Origin of the sequence: Kitasatospora sp. NPDC088779, from assembly GCF_040685395.1 — a bacterium.
In the GTDB taxonomy this organism is placed as follows: Bacteria; Actinomycetota; Actinomycetes; order Streptomycetales; family Streptomycetaceae; genus Kitasatospora.
The window spans coordinates 42622-57905 of record NZ_JBFBHW010000035.1 but is presented as its reverse complement, the minus strand read 5'-3'; the positions used below and the strand labels follow the sequence as shown (position 1 = coordinate 57905).

At 73.4% G+C, this 15284-nt stretch carries 11 protein-coding genes; 10 read left to right on the top strand and 1 reads right to left on the bottom strand.

The features are described from left to right. Nucleotides 1-33 precede the first annotated feature (33 nt). The 7 genes from AB0P03_RS27985 to ftsH all read left to right on the top strand — a co-directional run bounded on the left by AB0P03_RS27985 (nucleotide 34) and on the right by ftsH (nucleotide 10711). Nucleotides 34-1488: a hypothetical protein gene (locus AB0P03_RS27985; RefSeq protein WP_350882914.1), complete on the top strand. Its 1455-nt coding sequence runs from the start codon at nucleotides 34-36 to the stop codon at nucleotides 1486-1488. 309 nt (nucleotides 1489-1797) lie between these two features. Next, complete coding sequence (locus tag AB0P03_RS27980; RefSeq protein WP_363631486.1) at nucleotides 1798-3234, top strand: ammonium transporter; 1437 nt, start codon at nucleotides 1798-1800, stop codon at nucleotides 3232-3234. Then, nucleotides 3231-3569 (top strand): P-II family nitrogen regulator, encoded by a 339-nt coding sequence (locus AB0P03_RS27975; protein ID WP_363631485.1) that lies wholly within the window; start codon nucleotides 3231-3233, stop codon nucleotides 3567-3569. The genes AB0P03_RS27980 and AB0P03_RS27975 overlap by 4 nt, the downstream gene beginning before the upstream one ends. A 189-nt stretch (nucleotides 3570-3758) precedes the next feature. Then, nucleotides 3759-6182 (top strand): [protein-PII] uridylyltransferase, encoded by a 2424-nt coding sequence (locus AB0P03_RS27970; protein ID WP_363631483.1) that lies wholly within the window; start codon nucleotides 3759-3761, stop codon nucleotides 6180-6182. 222 nt (nucleotides 6183-6404) lie between these two features. Further along, nucleotides 6405-7970, top strand: a complete 1566-nt coding sequence (gene ffh / locus AB0P03_RS27965) for a signal recognition particle protein (protein ID WP_350882982.1) — start codon at nucleotides 6405-6407, stop codon at nucleotides 7968-7970. A 59-nt stretch (nucleotides 7971-8029) separates the two neighbouring features. Then, a complete protein-coding gene (locus tag AB0P03_RS27960) occupies nucleotides 8030-8572 on the top strand; it encodes a GNAT family protein (RefSeq protein ID WP_363375916.1) in 543 nt (180 codons plus the stop codon). A 195-nt stretch (nucleotides 8573-8767) separates the two neighbouring features. Continuing rightward, nucleotides 8768-10711, top strand: a complete 1944-nt coding sequence (ftsH, locus tag AB0P03_RS27955; protein WP_363585735.1) for an ATP-dependent zinc metalloprotease FtsH — start codon at nucleotides 8768-8770, stop codon at nucleotides 10709-10711. Nucleotides 10712-10896: 185 nt separating this feature from the next. On the opposite strand, the gene AB0P03_RS27950 is transcribed toward ftsH, so the two are convergent. Further along, a complete protein-coding gene (locus AB0P03_RS27950) occupies nucleotides 10897-11601 on the bottom strand; it encodes a methyltransferase domain-containing protein (protein ID WP_363585736.1) in 705 nt (234 codons plus the stop codon). A 394-nt stretch (nucleotides 11602-11995) separates the two neighbouring features. On the opposite strand from AB0P03_RS27950, the gene proS reads away from it, so the two are divergent. The 3 genes from proS (at nucleotide 11996) to rpsP (ending at nucleotide 15283) form a co-directional block, all read left to right on the top strand. Then, nucleotides 11996-13408, top strand: a complete 1413-nt coding sequence (gene proS / locus AB0P03_RS27945) for a proline--tRNA ligase (protein WP_363585737.1) — start codon at nucleotides 11996-11998, stop codon at nucleotides 13406-13408. Between the two features lie 398 nt (nucleotides 13409-13806). Next, the gene (locus AB0P03_RS27940) at nucleotides 13807-14385 is read left to right on the top strand and encodes a hypothetical protein (protein ID WP_063347677.1); all 579 of its coding nucleotides are present in this window, start codon (nucleotides 13807-13809) and stop codon (nucleotides 14383-14385) included. Nucleotides 14386-14854: 469 nt separating this feature from the next. Next, nucleotides 14855-15283 (top strand): 30S ribosomal protein S16, encoded by a 429-nt coding sequence (gene rpsP / locus AB0P03_RS27935; RefSeq protein ID WP_063347676.1) that lies wholly within the window; start codon nucleotides 14855-14857, stop codon nucleotides 15281-15283. The last annotated feature ends 1 nt before the right edge of the window (nucleotide 15284 follow it).

Sequence of the window (15284 nt, the reverse complement as noted above, 5' to 3'; positions counted from 1 at the left end):
CCCGAGGGGGCCGGGCGGGATGGGGACGTTCCCATGGCAGAGAAGCAACCCAACGAGAAGCTGACCACCTGGTTCGCCCGCAGCGGCTGGTCCAAGGGCGAGTTGGCCCGTCAGGTCAACCGCCGGGCCCGGCAGATCGGTGCCCACCACGTGTCCACCGACACCTCGCGGGTGCGCCGATGGCTCGACGGCGAACAGCCCCGCGAGCCGATTCCCAAGATCATGTCGGAGCTCTTCTCCGAGCGCTTCGGCTCGGTGGTCTCGATCGAGGACCTCGGCCTGCGCGCCGCGATCCCGGTCTCCACCGTGGGCGGCGGCGTCGACCTGCCGTGGAGCGCGCCGCAGACCGTCCAGCTGATCAGCGACTACTCCCGCAGCGACCTGATGCTCAACCGCCGGGGCTTCCTCGGCACCTCGCTCGCGCTGACCGCCGGCGCCGCGCTGATCGAGCCGATGCAGCGCTGGCTCACCCCAGGCCCGACCGGCGCCCCCACCCCGATCCTCGCCGCGGCCAACGGCGGCGATCCGTTCACCGGCCGGCTGTCCGAGCCCGAGCTCGAACTGCTGGAGCAGACCACGGTCATGTTCCGGCAGTGGGACGCGCAGAACGGCGGCGGGCTGCGCCGCAAGGCCGTCGTCGGCCAGCTCCACGAGGTCACCGACCTGCTCCAGGAGACGTACAACGAGAACACCACCCGGCGGCTGTTCCGGCTCACCGCCGAACTCGCCCACCTGGCCGGGTGGATGTCGTACGACGTCGGAATGCACCCGAGCGCGCAGAAGTACTACGTGCTGGCCCTGCACGCCGCCAAGGAGGCCGGGGACCGCCCGTTCGGCGCACTCATCCTCACCGACATGAGCCGCCAGATGATCCACCTCAACCGGGGCGAGGACGCCCTGGAGCTGATCCACCTGGCGCAGTACGGCAGCCGGGACACCGCCAGCGCGCGCCAGCAGTCCCTGCTGTACGCGATGGAGGCGCGCGCCTACGCCACCATCGGCGAGGTGAACCGCTGCGCCCGGGCCGTCCGGCTGGCCGAGGACACCTTCACCGACATCCGCGAGGGGGAGGAGGAGCCGGACTGGCTGAAGTTCTTCTCGCCGGCCGAGCTGAACGCCGAGAACGCGCACTCCTTCCGCGACCTCGCGTACCACTCCGACAACGCCCAGCTGTACGCCTCGATGTCCGCGCCGGTGATGGAGCGCGCGGTCGACCTGTTCCGCCAGGACGGCGACCACGTGCGCTCGTACGCCTTCAACCTGATCGGCATGGCCAGCGTCCACCTGTTGCAGCGGGAGGCCGAGCAGGCCGCGGTGATGGCCGAGCAGGCGGTGGACATCGCCACCAAGGTGCGCTCGGAGCGGCTGAACTCCCGGGTCCGCAAGACCACCGAGGCCGCGGCCGCCCGGTTCAAGGGCGTGGACGCGGTGAGCCGGCTCAAGGAGCGCGTCGTCCAGGACATCCCCGAGTACGTCTCGGTGGTCTGAGCACCCCGAGCCCGTGGGCCGCGGATCCGGCCCGAGGACCCCGCCGACCGTGACGGCCGCCGCCGCCACGGTCGGTGGCCGTCGTGCCACCGGCCGTCCCGTTCGGCGGCACGGTAACCCGTTCGGCCCTGCGGCACGGCCGTCGTTCACGAAGGCGTAACCCGCGCGTCGTACGCGTCACGGCCGCGAAACAACGGGCCGCACTGGCCGAAACCAGCCTTCGGCACTCTCCTCTTCATCGCCGACACCCCGGGTGGCACGGGACGGGTAATCCGGGTTTGGATCGGCTTCCACGCAGAGGAGACGCCGATGCCGGACGGCTTCAGCGCGGGCGACACCGCCTTCGTGCTCATCAGTGCGGCCCTGGTCATGGTGATGACCCCGGGCCTGGCCTTCTTCTACGGGGGCATGGTCAGGGCCAAGAGCACCCTGAACATGCTGGCGATGAGCTTCCTCTCGCTCGGCATCGTCAGCGTGCTCTGGGTCCTCTACGGGTACTCGCTCAGCTTCGGGCCCGACTCCTTCGCCGGCCTCATCGGCAACCTGGACTTCCTCGGGATGCGCGGCATCGGCCTGAACGACCTCACCGGGACCATCCCGGTCACCGCGTTCGCCACCTTCCAGCTGATGTTCGCGATCATCACCCCGGCGCTGATCAGCGGCGCGATCGCGGACCGGGCCAAGTTCGGCGCCTGGGGCCTGTTCATCGCGCTCTGGGTGACCGTCGTCTACTTCCCGGTCGCGCACTGGGTGTTCTTCTTCGACGGCGGCCACGGCGGCTGGCTGGGCGACCGCAACGGCGTGATCGACTTCGCCGGCGGCACGGCCGTGCACATCAACGCGGGCGTGGCCGGCCTCGCGCTCTGCCTGGTGCTGGGCAAGCGGGTCGGCTTCAAGAAGGACCCGATGCGCCCGCACAGCCTGCCGCTGGTGATGCTCGGCTCCGGGCTGCTGTGGTTCGGCTGGTTCGGCTTCAACGCGGGCTCGGCGCTGGCCGCCAACGGCGTCGCCGCGATGGCGATGGTCAACACCCAGGTCGCCACCGGTGCGGCGCTGGTCGGCTGGCTGGTCTACGAGAAGCTCAGGCACGGCGCGTTCACCACGCTGGGCGCCGCCTCCGGCGCGGTGTCCGGCCTGGTCGCGATCACCCCGGCCTGCGGCTCGGTCAGCCCGCTGGGCGCGGTGGCGATCGGCCTGATCGCCGGCGCGGTCTGCGCCGCCGCGGTCAGCCTCAAGTACCGCCTCGGCTTCGACGACTCGCTCGACGTGGTCGGCGTGCACGCGGTGGGCGGCGCGATCGGCTCGCTGCTGATCGGCCTGTTCGCCACCGGCGGGGTCGGCCAGACCGCCAAGGGCCTGTTCTACGGCGGCGGGCCGGCGCAGCTCGGCAAGCAGGCGATGGGCGTGGCCGTGGTCGCCGCGTACTCCTTCGTCCTCTCCTGGCTGCTGGCGAAGGCGATCGACAGGACGGTCGGCTTCCGGGTCGCCGAGGAGGTCGAGGTGGCCGGCATCGACCAGGCCGAACACGCCGAGTCCGCCTACGATTTCAGCGCGGTGGGCGCGGGCCTGGCGCGGGCCCTGCCGGGCCTGGTCGGCGCCGCCGCGGCCGCGAGGTCCGCGGAGAGGCCCGCCGCCGGGAAGGCCGCCGCCGAGCCCTCCGCCGAGCCAGCCGCCACGGCCGCCGGGAAGGCCGCCGACACGACCACCGCCGAGCCCACCGAGAAGACCGAGGTCGACGCCCGATGAAGCTCATCACCGCCGTGATCAAGCCGTACCGCCTGGACGAGGTGAAGGCCGCCCTACAGGCCTTCGGGGTGCACGGCCTGACCGTCACCGAGGCCAGCGGTTACGGCCGCCAGCGCGGCCACACCGAGGTCTACCGGGGCGCCGAGTACACCGTGGACCTGGTCCCCAAGGCCAGAATCGAGGTGCTGGTCGAGGACGAGGACGCCGACGAGCTGATCGAGGTCCTGGTGAAGGCCGCCCGGACCGGCAAGATCGGCGACGGCAAGGTCTGGAGCGTCCCGGTCGACACCGCCGTCCGGGTCCGGACCGGAGAGCGCGGGCCGGACGCCCTCTGAGGGCCCTTCGTCGAGGGCCCTGAACCGTAGGACGCGCCGCAGGCGGGCCCGCCGTCCCCGAGGGGTCGCGGGTCCGCCGACGGCGCATCGGCGCCAGGCCGCCCGGGCCGTCCGCAGATCTCCCATCGGCCGCCCGCAGGCCGTCCGGCGCCGCCCGCTCAACCGCACGACGGACGGGACCAAAACGCCATGACCACCGAGACCAGCCCTCCCGACTACGGCGCCGCCCGGGCCGCGCTGCTCGCCGGCCCCGGCCCGGCCGGGCGGCCCCGCCGCGCGGCTCTCGCCCGGCTCACCGACGACTGGCTGGCCGGTCTGCTCGCGGCCGCCGGCGGCCCGCCCGGCGTCGCGCTGGTCGCGGTCGGCGGATACGGGCGCGGCGAGCTGTCCCCGCGCAGCGACCTCGACGTCCTGCTGCTGCACGACGGCCGGCTCGACCCCGACCTGCCCGAGCGGATCTGGTACCCGGTCTGGGACGCCGGCGCCGCGCTCGACCACTCGGTGCGCACCGTCGCCGAGGCCCGATCCGTCGCCGCCGCGGACCTCAAGGCCCAGCTCGGCCTGCTGGACGCCCGCCACCTCGCCGGGGACCAGGAGCTCACCGCCGCCCTGCGCTCCGCCGTGCTCACCGACTGGCGCGCGAGCGCCCCCGCGCGCCTGCCGGAACTGCGCGACCTCGGGCGGGAGCGGGCCGAGCGGCACGGCGAGCTGTCGTTCCTGCTGGAGCCCGACCTCAAGGAGGCCCGCGGCGGCCTGCGCGACGCCGTCGTGCTCAACGCCGTCGCCGCCACCTGGCTCGCCGACGCCCCCCGGGACGGCCTGGACGCCGCCGCGCTGCGGCTCGCCGACGTCCGCGACGCGCTGCACCTGGCCACCGGCCGGGCCACCGAGCGGCTCGGCCTCCAGGACCAGGACCAGGTCGCCGAACGGCTCGGCGTGCTGGACGCCGACACCCTGCTGCGCCAGGTCTACGAGGCCGCCCGCACCGTCGCCTACGCGAGTGACGTCACCTGGCGGGCGGTGGAGCGGGTGCTCGCCGCCCGGTCCGGCCGGGGCCGCCGGGCCGCCCGGCTGGCCTTCCCGTTCACCGGCGCCGGGCGTGGCGCGGGCGCGGTGGCCCGGGGCACGGTCGCGCGCCGGCCGCTCGCCGAGGGCGTGGTCGAGCAGGACGGCGAGGCGGTGCTCGCCCAGGGCGCCCGCCCGGCCGCCGACCCGGTGCTGCCGCTGCGCGCCGCGGCCGCCGCCGCGCAGAACGGGCTCACCGTCTCGTACGCGACGGTGCGCCGGCTGGCCGCCGAGTGCCGCCCGCTGCCGGTGCCCTGGCCGGACGAGGCGCGCGAGCAACTGGTCACCCTGCTGGGCGCGGGCGAGGCGGCCGTCCCGGTGTGGGAGGCGCTGGAGGCGGAGGGACTGGTCACCCGGCTGCTGCCGGACTGGGAGCGGGTGCGCTGCCGTCCGCAGCGCAACGCCGTGCACCGCTGGACGGTGGACCGGCACCTGGTGGAGACGGCGGTGCGGGCCGCGGCGATGACCCGCCGGGTGGCCCGGCCGGACCTCCTGCTGGTCGCCGCGCTGCTGCACGACATCGGCAAGGGCTGGCCCGGCGACCACAGCGAGGCCGGCGAGGTCATCGTCCGGGACGTCGCCGCCCGGATGGGTTTCGGCCCCGAGGACACCGAGACCCTGGCGGTGCTGGTCCGCCACCACCTGACCCTGGTCGACACCGCGACCCGACGGGACCCGGACGACCCGGCCACCGTCGAGGCGATCACCAAGGTGGTCGGCACCGCGGCCCAGCTGGAGCTGCTGCACGTGCTCACCGAGGCGGACGCGCTGGCCACCGGCCCGGCCGCGTGGAGCGGCTGGCGGGCCTCGCTGGTGGACGGCCTGGCGGCCCGGGTCGCCGCCCGGCTGGCCGGCGCCTACGCCGCGCCCGTGGAGACCGCGCCGACCGCCGCGCAGGAACGGCTCGCGGTGGAGGCCGCCCGGACCGGCGGGCCCGCCCTGTCGCTGCTGGCGCGGTCCGAGGGTGCGGAGCCGGGCGCCGAGCCGATGGGCGTCGAGCTGACCCTGGCCGTCCCGGACCGGCCCGGACTGCTCGGCACCGTCGCCGGGGTGCTCGCGCTGCACCGGCTGGCCGTGCGCTCGGCCGGTCTGCGCGAGCTGGACCCGATCGGCGCCGGCCCGGTGCTGCTGCTGTCCTGGCGGGTGGCCGCCGAGTTCGGCGAGCTGCCGGAGGCCGCCCGGCTACGGGCCGACCTGCGCCGGGCGCTGGACGGCTCGCTGGACGTCGCGCGCCGGCTGGCCGAGCGGGACGCCGCCGCCCCGCGCCGCCGGGGCATCCCCACCCCGCCGCCGGTGGTCGCGGTGGCGCCTGCGGTGGCCTCGGCGACCGCGACCGTCCTGGAGGTCCGCGCGCACGACGCGCCGGGGCTGCTGCACCGGATCGGCCGGGCGCTGGACGGGGCGGGCGTGCGGGTGCGGACGGCGCACGTCTCGACGCTGGGCGCGGAGGCCGTCGACTCCTTCTACCTGACCGACGGGGAGGGGCGGTCGCTCTCCGCCGGGCGGGCCGGGGAGGTGGCGGCGGCGGTTCGGGCGGCGCTGGGCTGAGCCGTACCGGGGGCCTTCGGGGCTCGCCGGGGTGCGGTTCCGCCGGGTTCCGCCGGGGCCCGCCTGGGGCTGCCGGGGGTCGGCCCGCCGGGGCCCGCCGGCGCCTGCCGAGGTCCGTTCCGAGGTCGTGGCAACCCGGGTGGAGACCGTACCCGGGGCGGCCGGATACCCTGGGGGGCGACGACCGTACCGATACCGATGCCGCAGAGGACCCGCGACGACGTGTTCGACACTCTTTCCGATCGCCTCGCAGCGACGTTCAAGAACCTCCGGGGCAAGGGCCGCCTGAGCGAGGCGGACATCGACGCCACCGCCCGCGAGATCCGCATCGCGCTGCTGGAGGCGGACGTCGCGCTGCCGGTCGTGCGGGCCTTCATCAAGCAGGTCAAGGAGCGGGCGGCCGGCGCCGAGGTCTCGGGCGCGCTCAACCCCGCGCAGCAGATCATCAAGATCGTCAACGAGGAGCTCATCGCGATCCTCGGTGGCGAGACCCGCCGGGTCCGGTTCGCCAAGAACGGCCCGACGGTGATCATGCTCGCCGGTCTGCAGGGTGCCGGTAAGACCACCCTCGCGGGCAAGCTCGGCCACTGGCTGAAGAGCCAGAAGCACACCCCGCTGCTGGTCGCCTGCGACCTCCAGCGGCCCAACGCCGTCAACCAGCTCCAGGTGGTCGCCGACCGCGCCGGCGTGGCCTTCTACGGCCCGCAGCCGGGCAACGGCGTCGGCGACCCGGTGCAGGTGGCCAAGGACTCGATCGAGTACGCCAAGCAGAAGCAGTACGACGTCGTCGTCGTCGACACCGCCGGACGCCTGGGCATCGACGCTGAGCTGATGCAGCAGGCCGCGGACATCCGCGCCGCGGTCAACCCGGACGAGGTCCTGTTCGTCGTCGACGCGATGATCGGCCAGGACGCGGTCACCACCGCGCAGGCCTTCCTCGACGGCGTCGACTTCACCGGTGTCGTGCTCTCCAAGCTCGACGGCGACGCCCGCGGCGGTGCCGCCTTGTCGGTCGCCCACGTCACCGGCCGGCAGATCATGTTCGCCTCCAACGGCGAGAAGGTCGACGACTTCGACGCCTTCCACCCCGACCGGATGGCCTCGCGCATCCTCGGCATGGGTGACGTCCTCTCGCTGATCGAGAAGGCCGAGCAGACCTTCTCGCAGGAGGAGGCCGAGAAGATCGCCGCCAAGCTGCGCGGCGGTCCGAAGGCGTTCACCCTGGACGACTTCCTGTCGCAGCTGGAGCAGGTCCAGAAGATGGGCTCGATCTCCAAGCTGCTGGGGATGCTGCCCGGGATGGGCCAGATCCGCGACCAGATCAACAACATCGACGACAAGGACGTCAACCGGGTCGGCGCGATCATCAAGTCGATGACCCCGGCCGAGCGCGCCGAGCCGGAGCTGATCAACGGCTCCCGCCGGGCCCGCATCGCCAAGGGCTCGGGTGTCCAGGTCGGCGAGGTGAAGAACCTGGTCGAGCGGTTCTTCGACGCCCGCAAGATGATGTCCGCGATGGCCTCCGGCAAGGGCGTGCCCGGCATGCCGGGGATCCCGGGCATGGGCGGCGGCGCCAAGAAGTCCGGCAAGAAGGCCCCGCAGGCCAAGGGCAAGCGCAAGAGCGGCAACCCGCTCAAGCGGGCGCAGGAGGAGGCCGCGGCCGCCCAGCGCCGCGCGCTCGGCCCGGGCGGCGACCAGGACCCGGCCGGCGGCGGCGCGTTCGGCCTCGGTGCGGGCAAGGGCCCGGCCGACTTCGAGCTGCCCAAGGAGTTCAAGGACCTGCTGTAGACCGGTCCGTCGTTCGAGCGGCCCGCCGTCCGGGACCTTCCGGGCGGCGGGCCGCTCGCATGCCCGATGATGGTGGTGTGCGAGTGACGATCAGGGCCCCGCGGGCCGAGGACAAGGACGTGTACGCCGAGGCGGTCCGACGGTCCGCCGACCACATCGGGCGGTGGAACCCGGTCGAGCCGGACGGCCTGGCCGAACTGCTGGACCGCCAGGGGCCGGGCCTGCGCACCTTCCTGATCGTCGACCGGGACACCGGCGGGCTGGTCGGCAAGGTGAACGTCGCCAACATCGTGATGGGCCGGTTCTGCAACGGCGCGCTGGGCTACGACGCGTACCTGCCGTTCGCCGGCACCGGGCGGATGACGGAGGGGCTGCGGCTGGTCCTGGACCGCTGCTTCGCCCCGCAGTCGGCCGGCGGGCTGGGCCTGCACCGGCTGGAGATCAACGTGCAGCCGGACAACGAGCGGTCGGTCGCGATGGCCAAGCGGCTGGGCTTCCGGCACGAGGGCTTCACCCCCCGGATGCTGTTCCTCCAGGGCGACTGGCGGGACCACGAGCGGTTCGCGCTGACCGCCGAGGAGTGGCCGGGCGCGGAGGCGTAGCCACGGGCGGGGCGCTGCGCGGCCACTGACGGGGCGGCGAGGCCTCTGAGCCACGGGCGGGGCTCCGGGCGGCACGGCCACTGACGGGGCACCGGTGCTCAGCCACTGGCGGGGCCCCGTCGAGGCTGGTCAGGGGCGTGCTCGGCGCGGCGTTTCGGGTGGCTCGCCCGAGCCCGCGTCCGTATCGTCCGATGGGTGACCGAACCCGTGCCGCCGCGCCAGACCCCCGACCAGCCCTGGCGGTCCGAGGGCGCCCCGCCCCCGCCGCCGCCCCGCCGCCGGATGCCCGGCGGCTGGATGGGGCTCGCCCTCACCGCGCTCGTGGTGTTCCTGATCTCCGACCTGCTGCTGTCCTTCTTCGGCAACGCCGGCGCCACCACGATCTCCTACACCGAGTTCAACAACCAGCTGAACAAGGGCAACATCACCAAGATCTACTCCAAGGGCGACGCGATCGAGGGCACCCTCAAGAGCGCCCAGCCCAAACCGGACGGCGGCAAGGGCGACTACACCGACTTCGCCACCCAGCGGCCGTCCTTCGCCAACGACAACCTGTGGACCACGCTGCAGCAGCAGGGCGTCGAGGTCACCGCCACCTCCCCGGTGGTCCAGCAGCGCAGCTTCCTCGCCAACCTGCTGATCTCGCTGGCCCCCATGGTGCTGCTGATCCTGATCTGGGTGCTGCTCGCCCGCCGGATGGCCGGCGGGCTGGGCGCCGGCGCGCTCGGCCGCAAGGCCCCGCCCAAGCCGGTCACCGCCGACCAGGGCAAGCGCACCACCTTCGCCGACGTGGCCGGCATCGACGAGGTCGAGGCCGAACTCACCGAGGTGGTCGACTTCCTGAAGAACCCGCAGCAGTACCGCAGGCTCGGCGCCAAGATGCCGCGCGGCGTGCTGCTGAGCGGCCCGCCCGGGACGGGCAAGACCCTGCTCGCCAGGGCCGTCGCCGGCGAGGCGGACGTGCCGTTCTTCTCCGCCTCCGCCTCCGAGTTCATCGAGATGATCGTCGGCGTCGGCGCCAGCCGGGTCCGTGAACTGTTCGCCGAGGCCCGCAAGGTCGCCCCGGCGATCATCTTCATCGACGAGATCGACACCATCGGCCGCCAGCGCGGCGCGGGCGGCGGCATGGGCGGGCACGACGAGCGCGAGCAGACGCTCAACCAGATCCTCACCGAGATGGACGGCTTCACCGGCTCCGAGGGCGTCATCGTGATCGCCGCGACCAACCGCGCGGACGTGCTCGACCCGGCGCTGCTGCGCCCCGGCCGGTTCGACCGGCGGATCACCGTCAGCCCGCCCGACCGGGACGGCCGCGCCGCCATCCTGCGCATCCACACCCGGACCGTCCCGCTGGCCGGCGACGCCGACCTCACCCGGCTGGCCAAGGTCACCCCCGGGATGACCGGCGCCGAACTCGCCAACCTGGTCAACGAGGCCGCCCTGCTGGCCGTCAAGCGCAAGCAGGACGCGGTGAACGAGCGGGACCTCTCGGACGCCCTGGAGAAGGTCCAGCTCGGCGCCGTCCGGCCGCTGGTGATGCCGCAGGAGGAGCGCGAGCGCACGGCCTACCACGAGAGCGGGCACGCGCTGCTGGGCATGCTGCAGCCCGGCGCCGACCCCGTCCGCAAGATCACCATCGTGCCGCGCGGCCGGGCGCTCGGCGTCACCCTGTCCACTCCGGAGAACGACCGCTACTCGTACACCGAGCCCTACCTGCGCGGCCGGATCATCGGCGCGCTCGGCGGGATGGCGGCCGAGCAGGTGGTCTACGGGGTGATCACCACCGGGGCGGAGAGCGACCTGGAGCAGGTCACCAACATCGCCCGCGGGATGGCCGGCCGGTGGGGGATGAGCGAGCGGGTCGGGCGGCTGACCGCGGTGCCCGCCGACCCGCAGGGCGCCTACGGGCTCTCCGCCGCGCCGACCACCCTCGACGCGGTGGACGAGGAGGCCCGGCGGATCGTCGCCGAGTGCTACGAGGACGCGGTGCGGCTGCTGACCGAGCAGCGGGCCCGGCTGGACGCGCTGGCGGCGGCGCTGCTGGAGGGGGAGACGCTGGACGAGGAGCAGGCGTACCGGGCGGCCGGGGTGCCGCGGAAGGGCTCCGGCTCCGACCAGAAGTCGCTCGACCAGGCGTGAACCGGCGGGCCGGGGGCGCTCGCCGCGCTGGCGGGCGCCCCCGGTTTCGTCGTTGCCGGATCTGTTGTCGCCCGGGGCCGTTCCGATCGCCGTCGGGGTCTCGTTCCCAGTGCCGTCGGGGTCTCGTTCCGGGCGTCGCCGTGGGCCCCGTTCCCAACGCCGTCGGGGTCGGCCGCCGCCAGCCGCTACCGGGGCCGTTCGGCGATCAGGTAGCGGAAGACGTTCTCCATCCGGACCGAGCCGTCCGCGCGCAGGTACGGCTGCAGCGCCTCCTCCAGCTCCTTGGCGACCAGCGACGCGCCGGAGAACTCCTCGGCCGCCTCGAACAGACCGGTGGAGAGCAGACCGCGCACCGCGCTGTCCAGGTCCGCGTAGGCGAACGGGCAGCTCACCCGCCCGCTGCCGGCCGGGCGCAGGCCGGCCGGGGCGAGCAGGTCCTCCAGCGTGCCGGGCGTGCTCAGCTCGAACGGGTCGCGCGCGGTGGTCCGGCCCGCCCGCCGACGCGCCACGTCCAGCACCGGGGCGCTCTGGCAGCGCTCCGGAGGGCCCCAGGCGGCCAGCACCACGTGCCCGCCCGGGAGGGTCAGCCGGGCGGCCTCGACGACCACCGCACCCGGCTCGGCGCAACCGGGCAACTGCTCGAACACCGTCACCAGCGAATGGGCCGAGCGGGGGACGGCAGCGGTCGGCCGGGCCCCCGCGCACACCCGCAGCCGACGGTCATGGGCCAGCTCGCGCAGCTCGTCCCGCGGCTCCTGGCCGGTGACCTGGGCACCGCGCCCGGCGGCGAGCAGCAGCGCCAGTCCGGACCGGCAGCCCAGGCCCAGCACGCTGGTCGCCGGGCCGACCTCCAGCCGGTCGTGGACCGCCTCGTAGAGCGGCACGAGCATGCGCTCCTGGATCTCCGCCCAGTCGCGCGCCCGCGCGGGCCGCGCCGCCCCGGGCTGCGGGTGGTGCGGTCGTGCGCCTGTCGGTCGTACGGTCGTGCCGGTCGTCCGAGCTGAAGCCATCGCGGCCTCCCATCCGGTCCTTCGGTGTGCTGCTACGGCTCCCCCAAAGTCCCGCCCCACTCCAGCGAACAGCGGGTCGGGCCCGGCGTCCAGAGGGGTGCAGGGTGGTGCGCGCGTGTCGCGGTCGTGCGCCCCCTGCGGTCGGCGGGTGCCGCCTCCTGCCGCCGGCGGGTGCGCGGTCGCCCGTCCGGCGGGTGCGGCGGTCGTCCGTCCGGCGGCCGCGGGCGTGTTATCGATTCGAAGTCAGGGGGCCGCGCCCCGTACCATTCGGGCCATGGCTAAGGCACCCGTTCTCACCCCTCAGGCGGAAGACTTCCCGCGCTGGTACCAGGACCTCATCAACAAGGCCGAGCTGGCCGACAACGGTCCGGTGCGCGGCACCATGGTCATCCGACCGTACGGCTACGGCCTGTGGGAGCGGATGCAGCAGGAGATGGACGCGCGGATCAAGAAGGCCGGCGCGCAGAACGCCTACTTCCCGATGTTCATCCCGCAGTCCTACCTGACCAGGGAGGCCGAGCACGTCGAGGGCTTCGCCCCCGAGCTCGCGGTGGTCACCCACGGCGGCGGCAAGCAGCTCGACGAGCCGGTCGTCGTCCGGCCCACCTCCGAGACGATCATCAACGAGTACTTCTCGAAGTGGGTGCAGAGCCACCGCGACCTGCCCCTGCTGATCAACCAGTGGGCCAACGTGGTCCGTTGGGAGCTGCGCCCGCGCGTCTTCCTGCGCACCACCGAGTTCCTCTGGCAGGAGGGCCACACCGCCCACGCCACCTACGAGGACGCCCGCGCGTACGCGTCGATGATCCACACCCAGGTCTACGGCGACTTCATGACGAACGTGCTCGGCATCGACGTCGTGCTCGGTCGCAAGACGGCCAAGGAGCGGTTCGCCGGCGCCATCAACACCCTCACCCTGGAGGGCATGATGGGCGACGGCAAGGCGCTGCAGATGGGCACCAGCCACGAGCTGGGCCAGAACTTCGCCAAGGCGTTCAACACGACCTACCAGCTCCAGGGCGGCGAGCGCGAGCACGTCTGGCAGACCTCGTGGGGCGTCTCGACCCGCATGGTCGGCGGCCTGATCATGTCCCACGGCGACGACAACGGCCTGCGGGTGCCCCCGCGACTGGCCGCCGTCCAGGCCGTCGTGCTCGCCATCAAGGGCGACGACGCGGTCATCGCCAAGGTGCGCGAGATCGGCGCCACGCTGGAGGCCGCCGGTGTCCGGGTGGTCGTCGACGACCGCACCGACACCCCGTTCGGCCGCCGCGCGGTGGACTGGGAGCTCAAGGGCGTGCCGCTGCGCATCGAGGTCGGCCCGCGCGACCTCGAGAACGGCACCGCGATGCTGGCCCGCCGGATCCCCGGCGGCAAGGAGCCCGTCTCCATCGACTCCCTGGCCGCGCTGGTCCCGGGCATCCTGGAGGAGGACCAGGCGCTGCTGCTGCGCCAGTCCCGCGAGCGCCGCGAGGCCCGTACCGTCGACGTCAAGACCATCGAGGAGGCCGCCGAGGCCGCCGCGACCGGTTGGGGCCGGATCTCCTGGGCCGACCTCGGCCCGGAGGGCGAGGCCAAGCTGGCCGAGCAGGGCGTTTCGGTGCGCTGCATTGTCGCGGCCGACGGCTCGGTGCCGCTGGCGGACGACCAGGACGGCAATATCGCGATCGTCGCCCGCGCGTACTGATGCCTGTTACCAGCAGGTAATGACCGTTGCCGGCGACATTTGCCCGGAATGCGGATGAGTAAGAATCCGGTAACTGTCCGAGGGGCGCCCCGACCGCGGACATCCCTACTGGCCGGTCAACTGCCGGTATTAACGCAATAGCGGTACGGTGTACGGCCCGTGGCCCTGTCAACTCGACGGGTCCACGGGCCGTACGTCCAGGGGGCGACAGCCCGCCCCCGGACGGAATTCACGAGGCCCGCCGAGCTGCGGCGAGCCGAAACCGGCAGGGGGTTGGTCTTGCGTCAGATCCGGAACGCGCAATTCGCGCGCGACCATGCATTCCTGGGAGTTTCCTGGGAATTCCCGAAGAACGAGAACATGCGGAACATCGGCTCGCACTCCATCGTTGGTCTAGCGTGAGCACGACACAGCCCCTCGTCCTCGCGGCCGAACTGGCCGCCGCCTGGAGTGACATCCAGGCCCACCACCAGGACCTCCCCGACCTGGCCTCGCCCGAGGCCCTGATCGGCGAATCCTCCTCGGCCTGTGGCACCCGGCTCGGTTTCGAGCGGCTCCTCCACGAGGCTGCCCACGGTCTGGCCGCGGCCCGGGACATCCGGGACACCTCGCGAGCCGGCCGCTACCACAACCGGCGCTTCCTGCTGCTCGCCTCCGAGCTCGGACTGGCGCACCCGGTCGAACCGCACGCGAGCAGCGGCTTCTCCCAGGTGACCATGCTCAAGGAGACCCAGGAGCGCTACGCGGAGACCATCGAGCGACTGGACCGCGCCCTCGGCGCGCACCAGGAGGCGGTGGCCGGCGACGGTACGACGCGGGCCTTCCGCGGCCCGGCCGCCCGGCACGGCTCCTCCGGGGGCGGCGTCCGGGTCAAGGCGGTGTGCGGCTGCGGACGGAACGTCCGGGTCGTGCCGTCGGTGCTCGCCCAGGCGTCCATCGTCTGCGGCGCGTGCCAGCAGCCGTTCAAGATCTCGTGACCGATCGGTCCACCGGACCGGGAGATCGTTAGACCGGAACACCAGAAGACGGGGAAGGCCGGCGGACGGCTGTGCGGGCAGCGGATCCGGCCGGAGCGAGCGGTACATCGGTGAGTTCGTGGGCGGACCGGGAGCGAGGGCTCCCGGTCGCGCCTTGTGGACGGGCCTGCGGAGGCGGTCGGGGGGCGGCCTCCGGAGGGTCGTGCGCGGCCCGCGGACGGCCGGGCGCGCCGCTGGGGCACGGCTGGGTGCGCGGCCGGGGTACGGCTGGGATGCAGCCGGGATGCCTCCTGCGGATGGCCGAGCGAAGGCGGTTCGCGCCGGTATGGCAGAATGGACAGCTGAGTACTCGGCAGCCGAGCAGGACCCCTCTCTCCTACGGCTGGCGTGTCCCTTGAACGGCCCACGGCGCAACCCCACGCGACGGCGCGGCCGCTCACCCACGTCAACACCAGGAGAATCCACTCCCGTGGCAGTCAAGATCAAGCTCAAGCGTCTCGGCAAGATTCGCTCCCCGCACTACCGCATCGTCGTCGCCGACTCGCGCACCAAGCGTGACGGCCGCGCGATCGAGGAGATCGGCATCTACCAGCCGACCTACAACCCCTCGAAGATCGAGGTCGACACCGACCGGGCCCAGTACTGGCTGTCCGTCGGCGCCCAGCCGACCGAGCCGGTGCTCGCCATCCTCAAGCTGACCGGCGACTGGCAGAAGTTCAAGGGCCTCCCGGCCCCGGCGCCGCTGCTGGTCGCCGAGCCCAAGGTCGAGGACTTCTCGCACCTGTTCGCGAAGGCCGTCGCCGGCTTCGAGGACGCCACCACCGGTGTTGCCATCACCCCGAAGGCCAAGAAGTCGGACAAGGTCGAGGCTGAGGCCGACGCCGCCGCCGAGGCCTGAG